Origin of the sequence: Rhodanobacter sp. MP1X3, from assembly GCF_014207165.1 — a bacterium.
Taxonomy (GTDB): domain Bacteria; phylum Pseudomonadota; class Gammaproteobacteria; order Xanthomonadales; family Rhodanobacteraceae; genus Rhodanobacter.
This window is the reverse complement of record NZ_JACHCO010000001.1, coordinates 292,333-309,498: the sequence shown is the minus strand read 5'-3', so window position 1 is coordinate 309,498 and position 17,166 is coordinate 292,333. Positions and strand designations below refer to the sequence as shown.

General features: G+C 61.8%; 14 protein-coding genes. 6 read left to right on the top strand and 8 right to left on the bottom strand.

Annotated elements, in window-relative coordinates; genetic code table 11:
* Nucleotides 1–239: 239 nt before the first annotated feature.
* The 4 genes from HDE79_RS01240 to HDE79_RS01225 all read right to left on the bottom strand — a co-directional run bounded on the left by HDE79_RS01240 (nt 240) and on the right by HDE79_RS01225 (nt 3,645).
* The gene (locus HDE79_RS01240; protein WP_184600108.1) at nt 240–560 is read right to left on the bottom strand and encodes a TonB-dependent receptor; all 321 of its coding nucleotides are present in this window, start codon (nt 558–560) and stop codon (nt 240–242) included.
* Nucleotides 561–566: 6 nt separating this feature from the next.
* Nucleotides 567–1,706: an N-acetylglucosamine-6-phosphate deacetylase gene (gene nagA, locus HDE79_RS01235; RefSeq protein WP_184600107.1), complete on the bottom strand. Its 1,140-nt coding sequence runs from the start codon at nt 1,704–1,706 to the stop codon at nt 567–569.
* Nucleotides 1,707–1,796: 90 nt separating this feature from the next.
* Nucleotides 1,797–2,828 carry an SIS domain-containing protein gene (locus HDE79_RS01230; protein WP_184600106.1) on the bottom strand — a complete coding sequence of 344 codons (1,032 nt, stop codon included), beginning with the start codon at nt 2,826–2,828 and terminating at the stop codon, nt 1,797–1,799.
* A 64-nt stretch (nt 2,829–2,892) separates the two neighbouring features.
* Nucleotides 2,893–3,645, bottom strand: a complete 753-nt coding sequence (locus HDE79_RS01225; protein WP_184600105.1) for a GntR family transcriptional regulator — start codon at nt 3,643–3,645, stop codon at nt 2,893–2,895.
* A gap of 296 nt (nt 3,646–3,941) precedes the next feature.
* Here HDE79_RS01225 and zwf point away from each other — a divergent pair, with 296 nt between their 5' ends.
* The 4 genes from zwf (at nt 3,942) to HDE79_RS01205 (ending at nt 8,879) form a co-directional block, all read left to right on the top strand.
* Nucleotides 3,942–5,393: a glucose-6-phosphate dehydrogenase gene (gene zwf, locus HDE79_RS01220; protein ID WP_184601055.1), complete on the top strand. Its 1,452-nt coding sequence runs from the start codon at nt 3,942–3,944 to the stop codon at nt 5,391–5,393.
* A 165-nt stretch (nt 5,394–5,558) separates the two neighbouring features.
* Complete coding sequence (gene pgl, locus HDE79_RS01215) at nt 5,559–6,272, top strand: 6-phosphogluconolactonase (RefSeq protein ID WP_184600104.1); 714 nt, start codon at nt 5,559–5,561, stop codon at nt 6,270–6,272.
* Nucleotides 6,273–6,353: 81 nt separating this feature from the next.
* The gene (gene edd, locus HDE79_RS01210) at nt 6,354–8,171 is read left to right on the top strand and encodes a phosphogluconate dehydratase (RefSeq protein ID WP_184600103.1); all 1,818 of its coding nucleotides are present in this window, start codon (nt 6,354–6,356) and stop codon (nt 8,169–8,171) included.
* A 57-nt stretch (nt 8,172–8,228) separates the two neighbouring features.
* Entirely contained in the window at nt 8,229–8,879 is a 651-nt protein-coding gene (locus HDE79_RS01205) for a bifunctional 4-hydroxy-2-oxoglutarate aldolase/2-dehydro-3-deoxy-phosphogluconate aldolase (protein WP_221439980.1), read from the top strand.
* A 415-nt stretch (nt 8,880–9,294) separates the two neighbouring features.
* On the opposite strand, the gene HDE79_RS01200 is transcribed toward HDE79_RS01205, so the two are convergent.
* The 4 genes from HDE79_RS01200 to HDE79_RS01185 form a co-directional block, all read right to left on the bottom strand.
* The gene (locus HDE79_RS01200; protein WP_184600102.1) at nt 9,295–9,705 is read right to left on the bottom strand and encodes a hypothetical protein; all 411 of its coding nucleotides are present in this window, start codon (nt 9,703–9,705) and stop codon (nt 9,295–9,297) included.
* Between the two features lie 82 nt (nt 9,706–9,787).
* Nucleotides 9,788–10,009, bottom strand: a complete 222-nt coding sequence (locus tag HDE79_RS01195; RefSeq protein WP_184600101.1) for a hypothetical protein — start codon at nt 10,007–10,009, stop codon at nt 9,788–9,790.
* Between the two features lie 48 nt (nt 10,010–10,057).
* Complete coding sequence (locus HDE79_RS01190; RefSeq protein ID WP_184600100.1) at nt 10,058–10,792, bottom strand: hypothetical protein; 735 nt, start codon at nt 10,790–10,792, stop codon at nt 10,058–10,060.
* Between the two features lie 752 nt (nt 10,793–11,544).
* Entirely contained in the window at nt 11,545–13,992 is a 2,448-nt protein-coding gene (locus HDE79_RS01185; RefSeq protein WP_184600099.1) for a prolyl oligopeptidase family serine peptidase, read from the bottom strand.
* Between the two features lie 157 nt (nt 13,993–14,149).
* Here HDE79_RS01185 and HDE79_RS01180 point away from each other — a divergent pair, with 157 nt between their 5' ends.
* Both HDE79_RS01180 and HDE79_RS01175 read left to right on the top strand, forming a co-directional pair.
* Nucleotides 14,150–16,321, top strand: a complete 2,172-nt coding sequence (locus tag HDE79_RS01180) for a prolyl oligopeptidase family serine peptidase (RefSeq protein ID WP_184600098.1) — start codon at nt 14,150–14,152, stop codon at nt 16,319–16,321.
* A gap of 89 nt (nt 16,322–16,410) precedes the next feature.
* Nucleotides 16,411–17,073 (top strand): dienelactone hydrolase family protein, encoded by a 663-nt coding sequence (locus HDE79_RS01175; protein WP_184600097.1) that lies wholly within the window; start codon nt 16,411–16,413, stop codon nt 17,071–17,073.
* The last annotated feature ends 93 nt before the right edge of the window (nt 17,074–17,166 follow it).

The following is a 17,166-nucleotide window of genomic DNA, read 5'->3' as shown; positions in this document are numbered from 1 at the left end:
GCTGCGTACGAACACTGTCGCGGTAGATGATGTGCGTGCGGCAGTGATGTGCGTCTCGATCATACCGACGTTATGCCTGTCGGCGAGCCGCAGCGTATGTGCCTTAAGTCCTCACCCTGTCGGAAGGCAGGGGTGTTCTCGCCCCTCTCCCGACTCCCTGCAGTGCTGCTCCGCCAGCTTCCGTGCTGACGGCAGCCGAATGATTAAAGACTCGCCGGGCTGTAACGCAAGGTCAGGTATCAGGTACGGCCCGGCTGGTTGAAGCAGTACGCGGTTTCGTAATTGCGATCGAAGATATTGGCCAGCCGCGCCTCGACACTCCAGCTCGGCGCAAACGCGTAGCTGGCACGAAGGCCGGTGGTGGTGTAACCGCCGAGCCGGTGCTGGTTGGCCGTATCGTCGTGGCGTTTGCTGTCGGCGTTGAAGGTGCCACCGACTGCAAATTTGCCGAAGCTCTTATCCAGATCGACGCATGCCGCCTGCTTGGGCCGACGTGGCAGCAGGTTGCCATTGTTGGCACCAGCGCCATCGTTTATCGGCTGCAACGCGGTGTCATGCAAGCGCCTTCAGGCGACGGCGCCACCGATCCAGCTTTGCGTGACTTTGTAGTCGTCGTCCATCACCACCAGGTCGGCCCGATAGCCGGCCGCGATACGTCCGTGGCTTGCACCGAGGCCGAGAAAATCGGCGGGATAGGTGCTGGCCATGCGCACCGCTTCGTCCAGCGGCAGACCCAGCATTTCCACCGCGTTGCGCACGGCACCGGCCATGTCCAGCGCGGAACCGGCAAGCGTGCCTTGCGCGGTCTGGCAGACGCCGTCTTTGGCGGTGATGGTTTCGCCATTGAGCACGAAATCCGGATGATCCGCGCCGACCGGCGGCATCGCATCGGTGACCAGCAGCATCTTGCCGCGAGGTTTGGCGGCGATGGCCGCACGTAGCGTGGCCGGGTGCACGTGATGGCCATCGACGATCAGCCCGCACCAGCTCTGCGCATCATCCAGCGCGGCACCGACGACACCCGGCTCGCGACTGCCCAGCGGGGTCATCGCGTTGAACAGATGAGTGAAGCCGCGAATGCCGATAGCGAGTGCCGCCTTGGTTGTCGCGTAATCGGCTGCCGTGTGGCCAGCGCACAGCACAAGACCGGCCGCTGCCAGCGCTTCGATGCTTTCACTCGCCACCTGTTCCGGTGCCAGCGTGAGCAGACGCACGCCAGCATGGGACGCACACAGCATGGCGAGCTCAGCGCTGCCGGGCGTGTGAAAATATTTGGGGTCGTGCACGCCCTTGCGCGCCGCCGCGAGGTAGGGGCCTTCGAGATGGATGCCGAGCACCCCCGGCACCTTCTCCGCCATCGCCTGTTCGACGGCCGCGATGGCTGCTCGCATGGTGTCGACGCTGTCGCTGATCAGCGTCGGCAAAAACCCCGTGGTGCCAAAGCGACGATGTGCGGCACCAATCTGGCGAATGGTCTCCACCGTAGGCGCATCGTTGAACAGCACGCCACCGCCGCCGTTGACCTGTGTATCGATAAAGCCGGGCAGCAACGTCTTGCCATGCAGATCCTGCTGCTCGGCGCTTTGCACGCGCGGGTCCGAATGCGGCACCAGATCAAGAATGCGCTCGCCTTCCAGCAGTACGGCAAGATCGTCACGCCAGCCCTGCACAGTGAGCACGCGAGCGTTGGTGAGGGCGATTGTCATGGATGATGGCCTTGGTGCTTGTCCGACAAGCAGATCAAATGGTTGGCGCCGGCGAGAGCAGCTCTTGCCTGATCCTCGCCCCTCGAAAACTCAAACCGTCTCGGTCACCTTGTTGAGATGCGGCGGCACATCGGGGTTGAAACCGCGGCGCAGTGACAGCTCGGCAGTCGCCCGATAGAAACTCTGGATGATCAACAGCGGCGTGCAAAGCGCCGGCAGGCCGCTCATCACCGGCAGACTGCCTTTACCTTTCTGACCCGGTGCGGCGACCCACACGTGCGCACCGCGCTGACGGAACATGTCGGCCAGCGCCAGCGTGCCTTCCAGCGTGTCGTCATCCTGCGCGAAACACAGCACGGGGAAATTCGGCCCCACCAATGCCATCGGCCCGTGCTTGACCTCGGCCGCACTGAACGCCTCGGCATGCAAACCGCAGGTTTCCTTGAACTTCAGGGCGGCTTCCAGCGCGATGCCGAGGCCGAAGCCGCGACCCACCACGAACAGGTTGTGCGCGTCCTCAAGCCCTTCGCTCAAGCTCGACCAGTCGGCATCCCAGCCGCTGCGCAATGCATCGGGCAACACGTGCAGTGCTTCAGCCAGTTCGGTGTCACCGCGCCAGCGCGCGCACAGATGCAACACGGCAGCCAGCGCAGCAATGTAGCTCTTGGTCGCCGCCACGCTGCGCTCCGGTCCCGCATGCAGCGGGATGACCGTATCCGCAATCTCTGCCAGCGGCGAATCCTCGACATTCACCAGGGCGATCACGCGTGCGCCGGCGATCTTGGCCGCCTGCGCGTTGCGTACCAGGTCCGGACTTTTTCCCGACTGCGAGATGGCGATAAACAGCGCGTCCTGCCAGCGCTGCTCGGCCGCGTACACCGACGTGACCGACGGCGAAGCGGAAGCGGTGACGATGCCGAGCTGTGTCTCGAACACATACTTCGCATACGCCGCAGCGTGATCGGAACTGCCGCGCGCACAAGTGATGATGAAGCGCGGTGGATGCGCGCGCAGCGAATTCGCCAGCGCGGTGACGATTTCATCATTGGCAGCAAACTGGCGTGCGACGACATCGGCGGCTTCGTGTGCTTCGCTGTACATCAAGGTGTCGCGTGCTTGCATGGTTTTCTCGATTTGAAATCGTCAGGTTATGGACGTCTAAACGTCTTGATCAGGCGCGCGCCAATCAATCCGTCTGCAGTTCGGCAACAAAGTCGTAGATGTCGCCGCGATACCAGGAGCAGGTGAACTCGACCACGCGGCCGTCGTCTAGAAAGCCGCGCCGCTCGATATTCAGCCCCGCGCTGCCGGCACTGACATGCAGCAGGCGAGCCTGCTGGGCATTCAGCGATACCGCGCGCAGCCGCTGCAGCGCGCGGCGCGGCCGGCTGTTGAAGCGCTCCAGCGCCTCGTACAGCGAGTCGTGCACCAGCATCGGATCGGGCAGCACGCTGGCCGGCACCACGCTGCGCTCGATGGCCAGCGGCTCATCCTGGCCGTAGCGCACGCGATGCAGGCGCACCACCAGCGAGCCGGGCGACAGGTTCAACGCCATCGATTCTTCCGGCGTCACTTCACCGATACCGCGCTCGAAAAACTCCGAGCGCGGGTGTAATCCACGCTCGCGCAGATCTTCGGTAAAGCTGGTCAGTCGCGACATCGGCTTGACGATGCGTTCGGCGATAAAGGTGCCTGCACCGTGGCGCTGGGTCAGCAGGCCTTCCTCGACCAGCCCGGCGATCGCCTTGCGCACGGTGACTCGCGACAGCTTCAGCGCCAGCGACAGATCACGTTCACTGGGCAGCGCCTGGCCCGGCTCGATATCGCGATGCTCGACCACGTTGCGGATCGCCCGGCGCAGGCGCAAGTAGGCCAGCGGCTGATGGGTGGCCGGATCGTGGCAGATTCGGCGGTATTCGTTGGCCAGAGCGGTTTCCATAGTCGCACAAGATACCAATCACAAACCACTTGTGCAACTAGCTTAAAGACATGTCGATGAAGTCATGACATCCGCGTGACATTTTCCAAGCATTTTGCTCATTCCTCTTGCGATATTGACCATTCGGCAGAAACGTCTGGTGCTATCTGGTATGTCACTGGTATGATCCTTGGCAACCGGGCAGTAGCGCCTCTTGGTCGCGCTATCTGCCCTTTGGCATCTGTCGAGGTGACTGCGTGACTGCTTCTTCCCATAGTTCTACCCAAGCCAATTCGTCCCAAACGGCTTATTCCCAGGTGGTCGAACCGTTTGACCTGGTGATTTTTGGCGGCACCGGCGACCTCGCCGTGCGCAAGCTGCTGCCCGCCCTGTATCACCGCTTTATCGACGGTCAGATTCCCGATAGCAGCCGCATCGTCGGCATTGCCCGCGAAGGGCTGGATGACGACAGTTACCGCGAGCAGGTTCGCGAAACCCTGGGCAAGACCAGCGGCGCCGACAAGGCAAAAATCGAGGCTTTCCTGAAACAGGTCCGCTATCGCTCGCTCGACGCACGCAAGGACGAAGGCTGGGATGAATTTGCCTCCCTGATCGGCGAGCAACCGGAACACATCCGCGTGTTCTATCTCTCGACCTCGCCGGAACTCTTCGTCGATATCTGCGGCCGCCTCGGTCACTACAAGCTCAACGAGGGCAAATCGCGCGTGGTGCTGGAGAAGCCGATCGGCCGCGATCTCGACAGCGCCAACCAGATCAACGACGCGGTCGGCCGGGTATTCGACGAATCGCAGACCTTCCGCATCGATCATTACCTCGGCAAGGAGACCGTGCAGAACCTGCTGGCGCTGCGCTTCGGCAATGCGCTGTTCGAGCCGCTGTGGAACAACGCGCACATCGACCATGTGCAGATCACCGTGTCCGAAACGCTTGGCACCGGCAACCGCAGCTCCTACTACGATCGCGCCGGCGCGTTGCGCGACATGGTGCAGAACCACATCCTGCAGCTGCTGTGCATGGTCGCGATGGAGCCGCCGTCATCGCTGGCACCCGACGCAGTGCGCGATGAGAAACTGAAAGTACTCAATTCGCTCAAGCACATCGACAGCAGCAATGTCGCCCAGCTCACTGTGCGCGGCCAGTACCGCGCCGGCGTAGCCGATGGCGCCAAAGTGCCTGGCTATCTCGATGAATTGGGTGATACCAAGTCGCACACCGAAACCTTTGTCGCGGTGAAGGCGGAAATCGCCAACTGGCGCTGGGCCGGCGTACCGTTCTATCTGCGCACCGGCAAGCGCCTGCCCGATCGCGTGTCGGAAATCGTGGTCGCCTTCAAACCGGTACCGCACTCGATCTTCAGCGCCGACGCCGGCACGTTGGCGCAGAACCGTCTGGTACTGCGACTACAGCCGGACGAGGGCGTCAAACTGTGGTTGACCATCAAGCACCCCGGTCCGGGCGGCCTGCGTCTGCGCCACGTGCCGCTGGACATGAGCTTTGCCGAAGCCTTCGGCGTCTCGCAGCCCGATGCGTACGAGCGCCTGCTGCTGGACGTGGTGCGCGGCAATCCCACGCTGTTCATGCGTCGCGACGAAGTCGAAGCCGCGTGGCGCTGGGCCGGCCCGATTCTGGCCGCATGGTCAGCCAGCGGTGAAGCGCCACGTCCGTACTCTGCCGGTAGCTGGGGCCCAAGCGCCGCCATTGCCCTGATCGAACGCGACGGCCGGACCTGGAGCGAGGACAGTGAGTAGCTTCGCGACCCACGAGAGATCGAATGGCGAGAAACCCCGGAACTCGCCGCCTTTACCGACAATTCACTCGTTGAAGGCGACCTCTGCGTCAGACTCCACGTCCCTTCCTAACGACAAGCAGCACACGCTGGCAAGCTCCGATTGTCGAGCGTGTGGCCACTACCCATGACTACTCATCTCAACGTCACCACCCACAGTTTCACCGATTGCCACGCACAAGCCATCGCGCTCGCCGAGCGTGTCGCCCAACGGCTGCGCGTCGGGCTGAATCAACGCGGACACGCCCTGCTCGCCGTCTCTGGCGGCAGCACGCCCAAGGATTTCTTTGCCCAGTTGTCGCGTGAGTCACTGGACTGGGCCCATGTGAAAATCACCTTGGTCGACGAGCGCTGGGTGCCCGACACCGACGAGCGCTCCAACGCGCGTCTGGTGAAATCGATCCTGTTGCAGAACGAGGCCGCCGAAGCGTCGTTCGTGCCGCTCTATACCGATGCGCCAACACCAGAAGATGGCCTCGCTGCCAGCACCGCACGCATCAATGCACTCGCGCTGCCGTTCGATGCCGTGGTGCTAGGCATGGGCGACGATGGTCACACGGCGTCGTTCTTTCCCGGTGGCGATCACCTCGCCGACGCGCTCGACCTCAACGGCAAATCCCGCGTACTGCCGATGCGTGCACCTGACGCCGGCGAGCCGCGCATTACGTTGACCTTGCCGACCCTGCTCGCAACCGAGTCGCTGTTTCTACTGGTTGCCGGTGACAAAAAGCGCGACTTGCTGGCCGATGTGCGACTCGGCCTGGGCGCCGCGCGCGACTACCCGGTGCACGCCGTGATAGCCCAGCAGCGCGTGCCGGTGGCGGTTTACTGGTGCCCGTGATGCGCAAGTTTTCCATTTATTGATGCCCTGCAGCGGCGACACACACCGCCGCTGCACACGGGCAATGTCCGGAGTTTTGAGATGAACACGCTGCACCCCGTGGTTGCCGAAGTCACCGAACGCCTGCGCGAGCGCAGCCGCGAAACGCGTGCGGCGTATCTTCAGCGGATTGACGCCGTCGATCGCGATGGTCCACAACGCGACCGTCTTTCCTGCGGCAATCTCGCGCACGGTTTTGCCGCCTGTGGCCCGGACGACAAGAATGCGCTGCGCAACGGTCGGCGCGCCAACGTCGCCATCGTTACCGCCTACAACGACATGCTTTCGGCGCACCAGCCGTATGAGCGCTATCCCGAGCTGATCCGGAAAATCGCCCGTGATGCGGGCTTCACCGCGCAGGTGGCCGGTGGCGTGCCAGCGATGTGCGACGGCGTGACCCAGGGCCAGCCGGGCATGCAGCTGTCGCTGTTCTCGCGCGACCTCGTCGCGATGGCCACCGCCATTGCGCTGTCGCACGACATGTTCGACGGCGCGCTGTACCTGGGCATCTGCGACAAGATCGTGCCCGGTCTGCTGATCGGCGCGCTCAGCTTCGGCCATCTTTCCGGCGCATTCGTGCCGTCCGGCCCGATGCCCAGCGGCATTCCGAACGAGGAGAAATCCAAGGTTCGCCAGGCCTACGCCGAAGGCAAGGCCGGCAAGGCCGAACTGCTGGAGGCCGAGGCCGCCTCGTATCACAGTGCCGGTACCTGCACCTTCTACGGCACCGCCAACTCCAACCAGATGCTGATGGAGATCATGGGCCTGCATCTGCCCGGCGCCAGCTTCGAGCCACCGGACACGCCGTTGCGCGACGCGCTCACCGCCGACGTCGTGCATCGGGTCAATACGTTGAGTTCGCTCGGCGACAGCTATCTGCCGATTGGTCACATCATCGACGAGCGCGCGATCATCAACGGCGTCATCGGCCTGCACGCCACCGGCGGCTCCACCAATCACCTGCTGCATCTGGTCGCCATTGCACATGCGGCTGGTATACAGCTGCGCTGGGACGATTTCGACGCGCTCTCCGGCGTCATCCCGCTGTTGGCACGCGTGTATCCAAACGGCTACGCCGATGTGAACCAGTTCCATCAGGCCGGCGGTATGGCGTTCCTGATCGACCAGCTACTCAGCGCCGGCCTGATGCATGCCGACGTGCAGACGATCTTCGGCACGGGCATGGACGGCTATACGCAGATTCCTCAGCTCAACGACAGCGGCACGCTGCGCTGGGTACCGGTATCAAAACAGAGCGGCAACCGCGGCGTGCTACGCAGCATCGACGAACCGTTCCGCCACGACGGCGGCCTGCGCATGCTGCAGGGCAATCTCGGCCGCGCCGTGATCAAGGTATCTTCCGTGCCAGACGATCGACTGATCATCGAGGCGCCTGCCGTGGTGTTCCACGACCAGGACGAAGTCGGCGCCGCGTTCAAGCGCGGCGAGCTCAATCGCGACTTCATTGCCGTGGTGCGCTTCCAAGGTCCGCAGGCCAACGGCATGCCGGAACTGCACAAGCTCACGCCGACACTCGCGCTGCTGCAGGATCGCGGCCATCGCATCGCCCTGCTCACCGACGGCCGCATGTCCGGCGCCTCCGGCCGCGTGCCCGCAGCGATCCACGTCACCCCCGAGGCCGTGGCCAGCGGCAACATCGCCAAGATCCGCAACGGCGACATGATCCGGCTCGATGCGGTGAATGGCCATCTGGACGTGCTGATGGAAGCGCACGAACTCGACGCACGTCTGCCGCAGCACGCCGATCTTTCCTCCCAGCACAGCGGCATGGGGCGCGAACTGTTCGGCCTGTTCCGGCAGGCCGCCACCACCGCCGATCTTGGCGCAGGCGTGCTTTGAGCCCTTCGCGATAAACGCCTAGCCGCTATTACTTTCCAACCTTCCGCGAGCGATTTCATGAGCAGCATCGAACACAAGCAGCAACAGGTCGAAACCCTTATGCGGCTGGCGCCGGTGATTCCGGTCGTGATCATCGACAACGCCCGCGACGCCGTGCCGATGGCACGCGCCCTCGTCGCCGGCGGCATCCCCACGATTGAGGTGACGCTGCGCACACCGGCTGCACTCGATGCGATCCGCGCGATTGCCGCCGAAGTGGAAGGCGCCGTTATCGGAGCCGGCACCGTGCTGACCGTGCGCGATCTGGAAGCCGCGCGGCAGGCCGGCGCACGCTTTGCGGTATCGCCCGGCGTCTCGCCAAAACTGCTCGACGCCGTCGACGACAGCGACGTACCGCTGCTGCCCGGCGCGGCAACGGCCAGCGAAGTGATGACTTTGCTGGAGCGCGGCTATCGCTTCCTGAAATTTTTTCCTGCCGTCCCAGCCGGTGGTACCAAGTTGCTCGGTGCCTGGGCCAGTCCACTGCCGCAGGTGCGCTTCTGCCCTACGGGTGGCATCAGTCTGGCGAGTGCACCGGATTTTCTCGCGCTGCCGAACGTGCTTTGTGTGGGTGGCTCTTGGTTGACGCCGGCGGATAAGTTGGCGGCGGGGGATTGGGCTGGGGTTGAGTTGTTGGCGCGCGAAGCGGCCGGGTTACGCTCGCTCTGATTTTCTCTGGGCACGACCTTCCGCTCCCGTACACGCCGATGTTTTAGAAGCAGAGCTTTCGTCCTCCTGCGGAGGGCGAGTGACTTTTCTCTGCGTGGCCAGAGAAAAGTAACCAAAAGAGAGGCCACCCCACTTGGCGCTTGGCGGGCTGCGCCCGCCAAGTCCGTGAGCCGAGGCCGGGCTTTTCGACAGGGCTTCCTGCCCTGACGAAAAGGAATCGGCATCCATGCCGATCCCCCTGCGGGCCTATCGACCTCACCTCACCGCCGCACAGGGGTTTGGTAAAGCAAGAGCATGCTCGCTTACGCATCGCCCAAGGCATGATGCTTCTAAGCAAAGAATCTCCAAAGCATTTCTTGCCAGCGGTAAGCGCTTGTTGTCGAGCCTAATTAGGCGCGTCGACTCGAACTAAATACTAGGACGCATCTGCTAGTGCGCCATAGAAAGATAGATGAATCTCACAACCAAGATCGGCGGCTATCTGGACAAGACGCGAAGGAATTCGATAGGACGGCCAAGGGCGACTATCACTCGCCAAGTCATATAAGCCGAAATCAATCTCGGACGACGAGAAGCCAAGGCTCTTGATTAAAAGTGCCAGGTCTTTGTGCTTGAGGATAAAGCGAACTGCCTGCACAGCTTGAGCTTCAATGCCTTCGGCATCAGAAAGCACGAGGTTGAAGCCCGAAACCTTGACGATACTGCCCCCTTGAGCGATTCGTGGCTCACCTTTCCAAAGGACTTGAATCGGTTCGACAGGTGAGCTGGCAAGGAACTCCCGAACTTTTGCTGTCGATCCAGAGACTCTGAGTACGCAGGACGGCATCTATGCAACCTAACGTTGGAATTAAACGGCGCTGGAGGCGCGAGAAACGCATTGTTAGCCGCTGCGGCTTTGTGAATGCTATCTATGTATCGCGCAGGCCAGACGGAGCGAGGCCGGGATGCTGGACATATATAGGCCCCAAAAGCTCATATGAGATGTTGCCGATGGCAATGCCTACAACCCGCTTGAACTGAGCGAACTCCGAAGCGCCAAGAACAGACTGAGCTGCTGCAAGAGATATGCTGAGTTGGCAGATTGCCAGCTCAAGAGGCTTGGCAATTTCCGATGCATCTTCTTCTCGCATGCTTTTTCATTTCCCAGGCTACTCAGCATCTAACGCTTGAATGACTTGTTATGCATTTCCGCCACGCACTAGCGAACGCAACGTTTTTAGCTTGCCAAGCTGGTGCTCCAAATCCCCCTCGTGATGTAACGCGTCGCCTGCACTTAGGCTCACGATAGTACTAGCGAACAACGTAGAGGAATGATGCTGAGAATTGTTGGCTTGGCAGTTGCGCAGGTGCTGAATTATGACCTGTCCCACTGAATCTGGAAGTTGATCGCGTACTTGCAGCATGTTCTGACGAAGCACATCAAGAGCGGAATTGCCAAAGTAGAGCGCCTCTTCCCTAGAGGGTATCTTGCCCTTATGAACGACTTCGTTGCGGAACGTAACTTGATTAGGCTCTAGTAGCTTTGGTTTGGCGTGAAATTTAGATGCCCAGATGAGCACGAAGGCCCCTAGTTGGCGCTCTGATTGATTTGAGACTGTCTTCCAGCAGGCCGTAACCACATTTTCAGGTGTGCCCGCATTGTTTAGAAAGACGCGAATGGCGAACTCGTAGAACCGCTCAAGGCTGGCGGCGAAAGACGACACTGCTTCTCTGTAGTAGCCGTCAAGAATGGCATGCGCACCAATATCAAAAAGTAACTCGAACCTCTGTTGCTGTAGGAGCGTTGTAGTTTCGTGGCCGTTTGAACAAGTTAGTTCGTACTTCCCATCGTCACGGAACTCAACACTAGCGAGCTCCTGGCTGGGCCTTCCGAAATCTCGAACGCATTTCATGCAAGGAATCAGCAAGCGCACGCTTTACTCCAGGGCGGCAAGCCGTTTTTTGGCATCGGTCACGGCATATACAACAGATGCTCAGGCTTGGGTGCCGAGGCGTCAAGCGGGAAAATATGCGCGTGACAAAAGTCCGGGATTATCGCTCTTTATCGCGATAGCCGATTCATGCATTTACACATCTCATTAGTAGAGTTGCTATGTCTTATGCCCCGCAAAAGTGAGCTGACAGAGGACACAACTGGCAAATTCTAAGCATGCGATTTTTTGTGCGTCCGCCGCCCCAAGGGGCGCTGCCCGTGTAGTAAGTAAAGGCCGAATATTGCTTCTCTCTTTTCTAGGTTTACACAGCAAAGCAAGCAATGGCCGAGCGCGCAGGAGGCGCGCTGCTTTTAAACGGGGCCCCTGTGCGGCGGTGAGGTGGGGTCGACAGGCCCGCAGGGGAATCGACAGGACGTCGATTCCTTTTCGTCAGGGCAGGAGCCCTGTCGAAAAGCCCGGCCCCACCTCACGGACTTGCCGGGCATGGATGCCCGGCAAGCGCCAAGCGGGGTAGCCTTCTCTTTGGTTACTTTCTCTTGGCCACGCAAGAGAAAGTGACTCGCCCTCCGAAGGAGGACGAAAGCTCTTCGCTGTTCCGCCAAAAAAGGAACGGAACCGCGAGCACCCGCCCCTCACCTCAATCCTCTCCCCAACGGGGAGAGGAGGAAAAGCGCGGCTCAATCGACGCAGGCGAACCAGTATTCGTCACCGCTACAACAACAAAACAGAAATCAATTAGAGGGCGACTTCAAATACGTCTCAAACAACTCATCAATCCGTCGATACTCATCATGCCAATCGTCCGCATGGACAAAACTGTGGCGCTCCAGCGGGTACAGCGAGATCCAGAAATTTTTCTTGTGCAGTTCGATGAAGCGCTGATACAGGCGGATTGAATCGCTGGCCATCACGTTGTCGTCGATCAGGCCGTGTTCGATCAGCAGCGGGGCACGCAGCTGGTCGGCGTATTCGATCGGTGAGCTGATCTTGTATGACTCGGGATCGAGCTGCGGTTCGTTGAGGATGTCGGAGGTGTAGTCGTCGTTGTAGCTGGTCCAGTCGGAGACCGGGCGAAGGGCAGCGCCGGCCGCGAATTCACCCGGTGCGCGCAGCAGTGCGATCTCGGTCATGAAGCCACCGTAGCTGCCGCCGTAAATGCCGACGCGCTGAGGATCGACAGCGTGGTTTTTCACCAGCCATGCTTTGCCGTCGAGCAGATCCTCCAGCTCCGGATGGCCCATGTGCCGGTAGATCGCGGTGCGCCAGGCGCGACCGTAGCCTTCGGAGGCGCGGTAGTCCATGTCGAGCACCACGTAACCCTGCTGTACGAGTAGGTTGTTGAACATCTGTTCGCGGAAGTAGTAGCTGGACGATAGCGTGACGTTCTGCAGGTAACCGGCACCGTGCACGAAGAACACCGCCGGACGCTTGGCCGCCTCGGTTTCATCAGCCGGGCCGTAGTACTTGGCGTAGATCACGCCCGCACCGTGACTGGAGGGAATCTCGACGATCTTCGGCGCGATCCACGCATGCGCGGTATAGGCCGGCTTGATGGTATTGGTGAGGTCATGACCTTCGCCGCCAGCGGAAGGCTGCACAGCCAGCTGCGGGAAAATGTATGGCGAGGAATGCAGCACGGCGAGCTGCCTGCCATCGGGCGAGAGTTTGAAATCGTCCATGCCCTGATACTGCGTGACGCGAGTCAGCGCGCCACCTTTCGCCGGCAGCCGATAGACGTCATAGCTGTAAGGTGCGACCTGGTTGGTGCGCACGTAGAACCACTGGCCGTCGTCGCTGAGCAGCGGATGGCTGACCTCGAACTTGCCGGACGTCAGCGCCGTCGCCTTGCCGTCGAGCGATTTGCTGTAGAGCTGCGAGTAACCGGTGTGCTCGCTGAGATACCACAGCGTGCGGCTGTCCTTGAGCCAGCCGAAATCGTTGAAGTTCCAGTTGATCCAGGCTTCATCGGTCAGCCGCTGCTGGTTGACCAGCTTGTGCTGGCTGAAATCGACGTTCGCGATCCAGCGATCCTTGTTGTCGATAGCGCGCACCTGCACGGCGAGATGGCTGCCGTCGTCGCTCCAGGCGATACCACCGCCACCGCCATCTTCGGGGCTGCCGACCACGCGGACGCCGCGCACATCGGGTGCCTTCAATGCCTTGGCCTCATCGGACTTGCCGTCTTTTTCCAGCGCGGCCACAGTCTGGCTGCGCAGCGCTCTCAGTGGATCGTCCTTGATGCCGGGCAGGTCGTCGGTCGCAAGCGGATAGCTCTGGTGTTCGCGCAGATCGAGCAGCAGCAGCGACTGCCGCGCCGGATCGTTATGACCGACATAGGTGCGCGCTTCCTTCGGCTCGGTGTAGCCGCTCTCGGTCACGTAGTGATTGACCACTGGCGCCTTGCCGTCGTCGTGATCTTTCGGTGCGGTGACCACCAGCAGCCAGCGACCATCGGGCGAGAGTTCGGTATCGACGGCGGTAGCCTTGTCGCCCAGAAAGAACGGCGCCGGCGCGCGACCGGGGTCGGCGGCATCGAGCGCCTTGTCCTCGTCCTTCAGCGCCTGCTTGTCGGCCTTGATGTCGCGCAGGGTCTTGAACAGACGCAGCTGCAGATCACCCAGCTCGTCAGCCTTCTTTGCCTGCGGATCGTTGGCGAATTTCAGCACAGCAGCGGGGGACGTGACGCCGCTAACGAGGTCGTAGCTGTACCAGTCGTTGTCGTCGCGGAACTGCAGCGCGCGACCGTCGGCGGAGAACTGCGGCGAGGATTTCTCCTGCGGCGTGCGGGTGACCTGCGTACGACGGCCGGTACTGACGTCAACCACGAACACGTCGCCGTGCATCACATACGCGGCGTGCCGATGCGTGCGGTCGAACACTGCCGGGCCTTCGGCCTGCGCCATCGCCGCCGGATCGAGCTTGGTGCTTTGACCGCTGGCGGCGTCGACGCGATACAGATCCTGCACCGGGCTGCCATCGCGCTTGAGCGAGTAATAGATGCTACGCCCATCCACACTCCAATACGGCATCTCGACCGGATGACCGATCCAGTCCGGATTGGCCATGATGGGTTCCAGATCGAGCGGTGTACTGGTGGGCGCGCCACTGGCTGGCGGTGTGACGGCTGCGGCGGGCAGCACAGCAAAAGCAATAAGGCCGGCAAGCAGCAGTCGACGCATGGGTCTGTCTCCACGGAAAGTATCTTATGAGAAAAATCAGCATAGCCGAGCACAGCGGCCCTGCACGCCTACCCGTGCCAGAAGTCAGGGTCGCCGCTGCTGCACGGGACGCGCCGTGGCGCTACGCTGGTGTTTCTTCGATCACCGGGTAAAGCTCATGCGCCTCGCCATCGTTCGCCTGATCGTTATCTCTGGCACGCTGCTCGGCGCGAGTTCTTTCTGCGCCGCCCAGGTACAGCCAGCCGCCGTGTTGCCTGCCCGCGATGTCTCGCTGATCGATCCTGACCACCCACCCTCGATGCCGCCGTCCACACCACAGGGCAAGGATGCCAGTGTGCTGCACGGCACGAACGTCAGCGATCCCTACCGCTGGCTGGAAAATCCCGACAACCCCTCCGTGCAGAAGTGGATCGCCGTGCAGAACGCGCATACCGAGGCCGTACTGGCCGCGATGCCCGACGGCAAGGCGATGACCGCACGCGTGCAGCAACTGGCGATCACGTCGGCCACACGATCCGGTCCGCTGCTGGCCAACGGCACACTGTTCTACATGCAGGAAACGCCACCACAACCGCAACCACAGCTGATGGCGCAGCTGTGGCCGAACGGCAAACCGCGTGTGCTGATCGACCTCAACGCCAACGGCGGCAACACTGCGATTACGGACTACTGGCCATCGCCACGCGCGCACTATCTCGCCTACGGCACCGCCGAGGGCGGCAGCGAGCTGACCACCATCCATGTACTTGATGTGGCCACCGGCAAGGTTCTCGACGACGCCTTGCCATGGGCCGGCGGTGGCACCACGCCGCAGGCGCTGGCTTGGGACGCCGATGAAAAAGGCTTTACCTACGTGCGCTTTGCGCCGCCGCAAGGCAATGCGGAGGTCAGACAGTTTGATGCCACGCTGGTGCATCACGTGTTGGGCGAGCCGGCGTCGAACGACACCGTGGTTTTCGGTCAGGGTTACTCGCGCGTGGCGGAATATCGCCTGCTCAGCTCGCCCGGCGCGAAGCAGCTGGCCGTGCTGACCAACGTCGGCGACGGCGGCCCGGCCGGCGTCTACCAGCGTGATGGCACGCAGTGGAAAAAGATCATCGGCGATGAAGCGAACGTGCGCCTGGCCGCATGGGTCGGCCAAAGGCTGTTTGTGGCGAGCTTTGCCGATGCGCCGCGCGGCAAGCTGCTGGCGGTCGATGCGCAGGGCGCGGTAAGCCAGATACTGGGCGAGCGCGATGGTGCAATTCAGGGCGTCGAACCGATCGCCAACGGCTTTCTGGTCACGCGCAGCTGGGGGCCGGACTGGTGGGTGGAGCAGTACGACGCCAGGGCCAAGTTCGTGCGGCGCCTGCCACTGCCTGAGCAAGGTATATCGGTCGGCAGCATCGCGGCCGAGCAGGGCCAGAATCAGGCATTGATCAGCTATGCCGGCTGGACCACACCCTCGCGCTGGGCTGAGTACGACGCGCGCAGCGGCCATCTGAAAACCGTGTTCAAGGTGAAGCCCGCGGGCGACTATTCGAACATCGACGTTCAGCGCATCGATGGCATCTCGATCGATGGCAGCCATGTACCGGTGACGGTGATATCGATGCGCGGTATCACACCGAATGGCAAGCGTCCGACGATTCTTTACGGCTATGGTGGTTTCGATATTCCGATCGCGCCCAACTTTGTCGGCGCCAACCTTGCGTGGCTGGAACGCGGCGGCGTGCTGGCCTACGCGAATATCCGCGGCGGCAACGAGTTCGGCGAAGCGTGGCATGCGCAGGGTCAGATGCTGCACAAGCAGACCGTGTTCGATGATTTCCACGCGGCCGCGCTGGCGCTGATCGACAAGCAATGGACCGACCGCGCGCACCTGGGCATTCTCGGCGGCAGCAACGGTGGCCTGCTGATGGGTGCCTCACTGGTGCAGCATCCGGGCGACTACCGCGCGGCGGTATCGATGGTCGGCATCTATGACGTGATCCGTCATGAGACCGACTTCGCCAATGGCGCGTATAACGTCAGCGAATACGGCACGGTGAACGACGCGGCGCAGTTCAAGGCCACGCTGGCCTACTCGCCACTGCAGAACGTGCAGCCGCACACCGCCTACCCCGCCGTGCTGATGACCACCGGCGCCAACGATCCGCGCGTGGCGCCATGGCAATCGCGCAAGTTCACCGCCGCGCTGCAAAACTCCACTACATCGGATCAACCGATTCTGCTGTTGACGCGTGTCAATGCCGGCCATGGCATCGGCGCACCCTTCAGCCAGCGCGTGGGCAACACCGCCATCATGCTGACCTTCTTTGCGCAGGAGCTGGGGTTGGATGCGAAATAATTGAAGGCAGTAAATGCGCCGGCACCAACGTTCGGGCAACAGTGCAGTGGCTGCTACCATGGATTTTTATTTTCAAAAGCACACCACTCATGCCACTGCCTACCGCCGAACAGGAAACCGCCGCCAACCCGACCCATAGCGTGATCTGGCTGCATGGACTGGGCGCCGACGGCAACGACTTTGCACCGATCGTGCCGCAATTGGCAGCACCGGGCTGGCCGGCGCTGCGCTTCGTATTTCCGCATGCGCCGGTGCGGCCGGTAACCATCAACAACGGCATGTCGATGCGTGCCTGGTACGACATCGCTGCGTTCGATCTCAACGCGCAGCAAGACGAAACCGGCATGCGCGCGTCGGTCGCCGAAGTGGAAACGCTGATCGCCCGCGAACACAGCCGCGGCGTGCCGAGCGAGCGCATCCTGCTGGCCGGCTTTTCGCAGGGCGGCGCCATCGCGTTGTCAGCAGGCCTGCGCCATGCAGAGAAGCTGGCCGGCATCATTGCACTATCCACTTACCTGCCAATGCACACCACACTGACCGCCGAACGCCACGCGGCGAATTCGGCCACGCCGATCTTCTGGGGCCACGGTCAGGCTGATCCGGTCGTGGTGCTGCAGCGTGGCCTGGACTCGCGTGATCGCCTGCGCGCACTGGGCTACCCGGTCGACTGGCATACCTACCCGATGCTGCACGCCGTATGCCCGCAGGAGATTTTCGACCTGCGCGACTGGATCGGGCAGCGGCTGAAGTAACAAGCTGTCGAATCAGCCACGCGTCTTCGCCGAGGAAACTTTCACCTCCGTACCGATCGTCTCCTTCTCATCGCTGGGGACAAAGCTGGAATG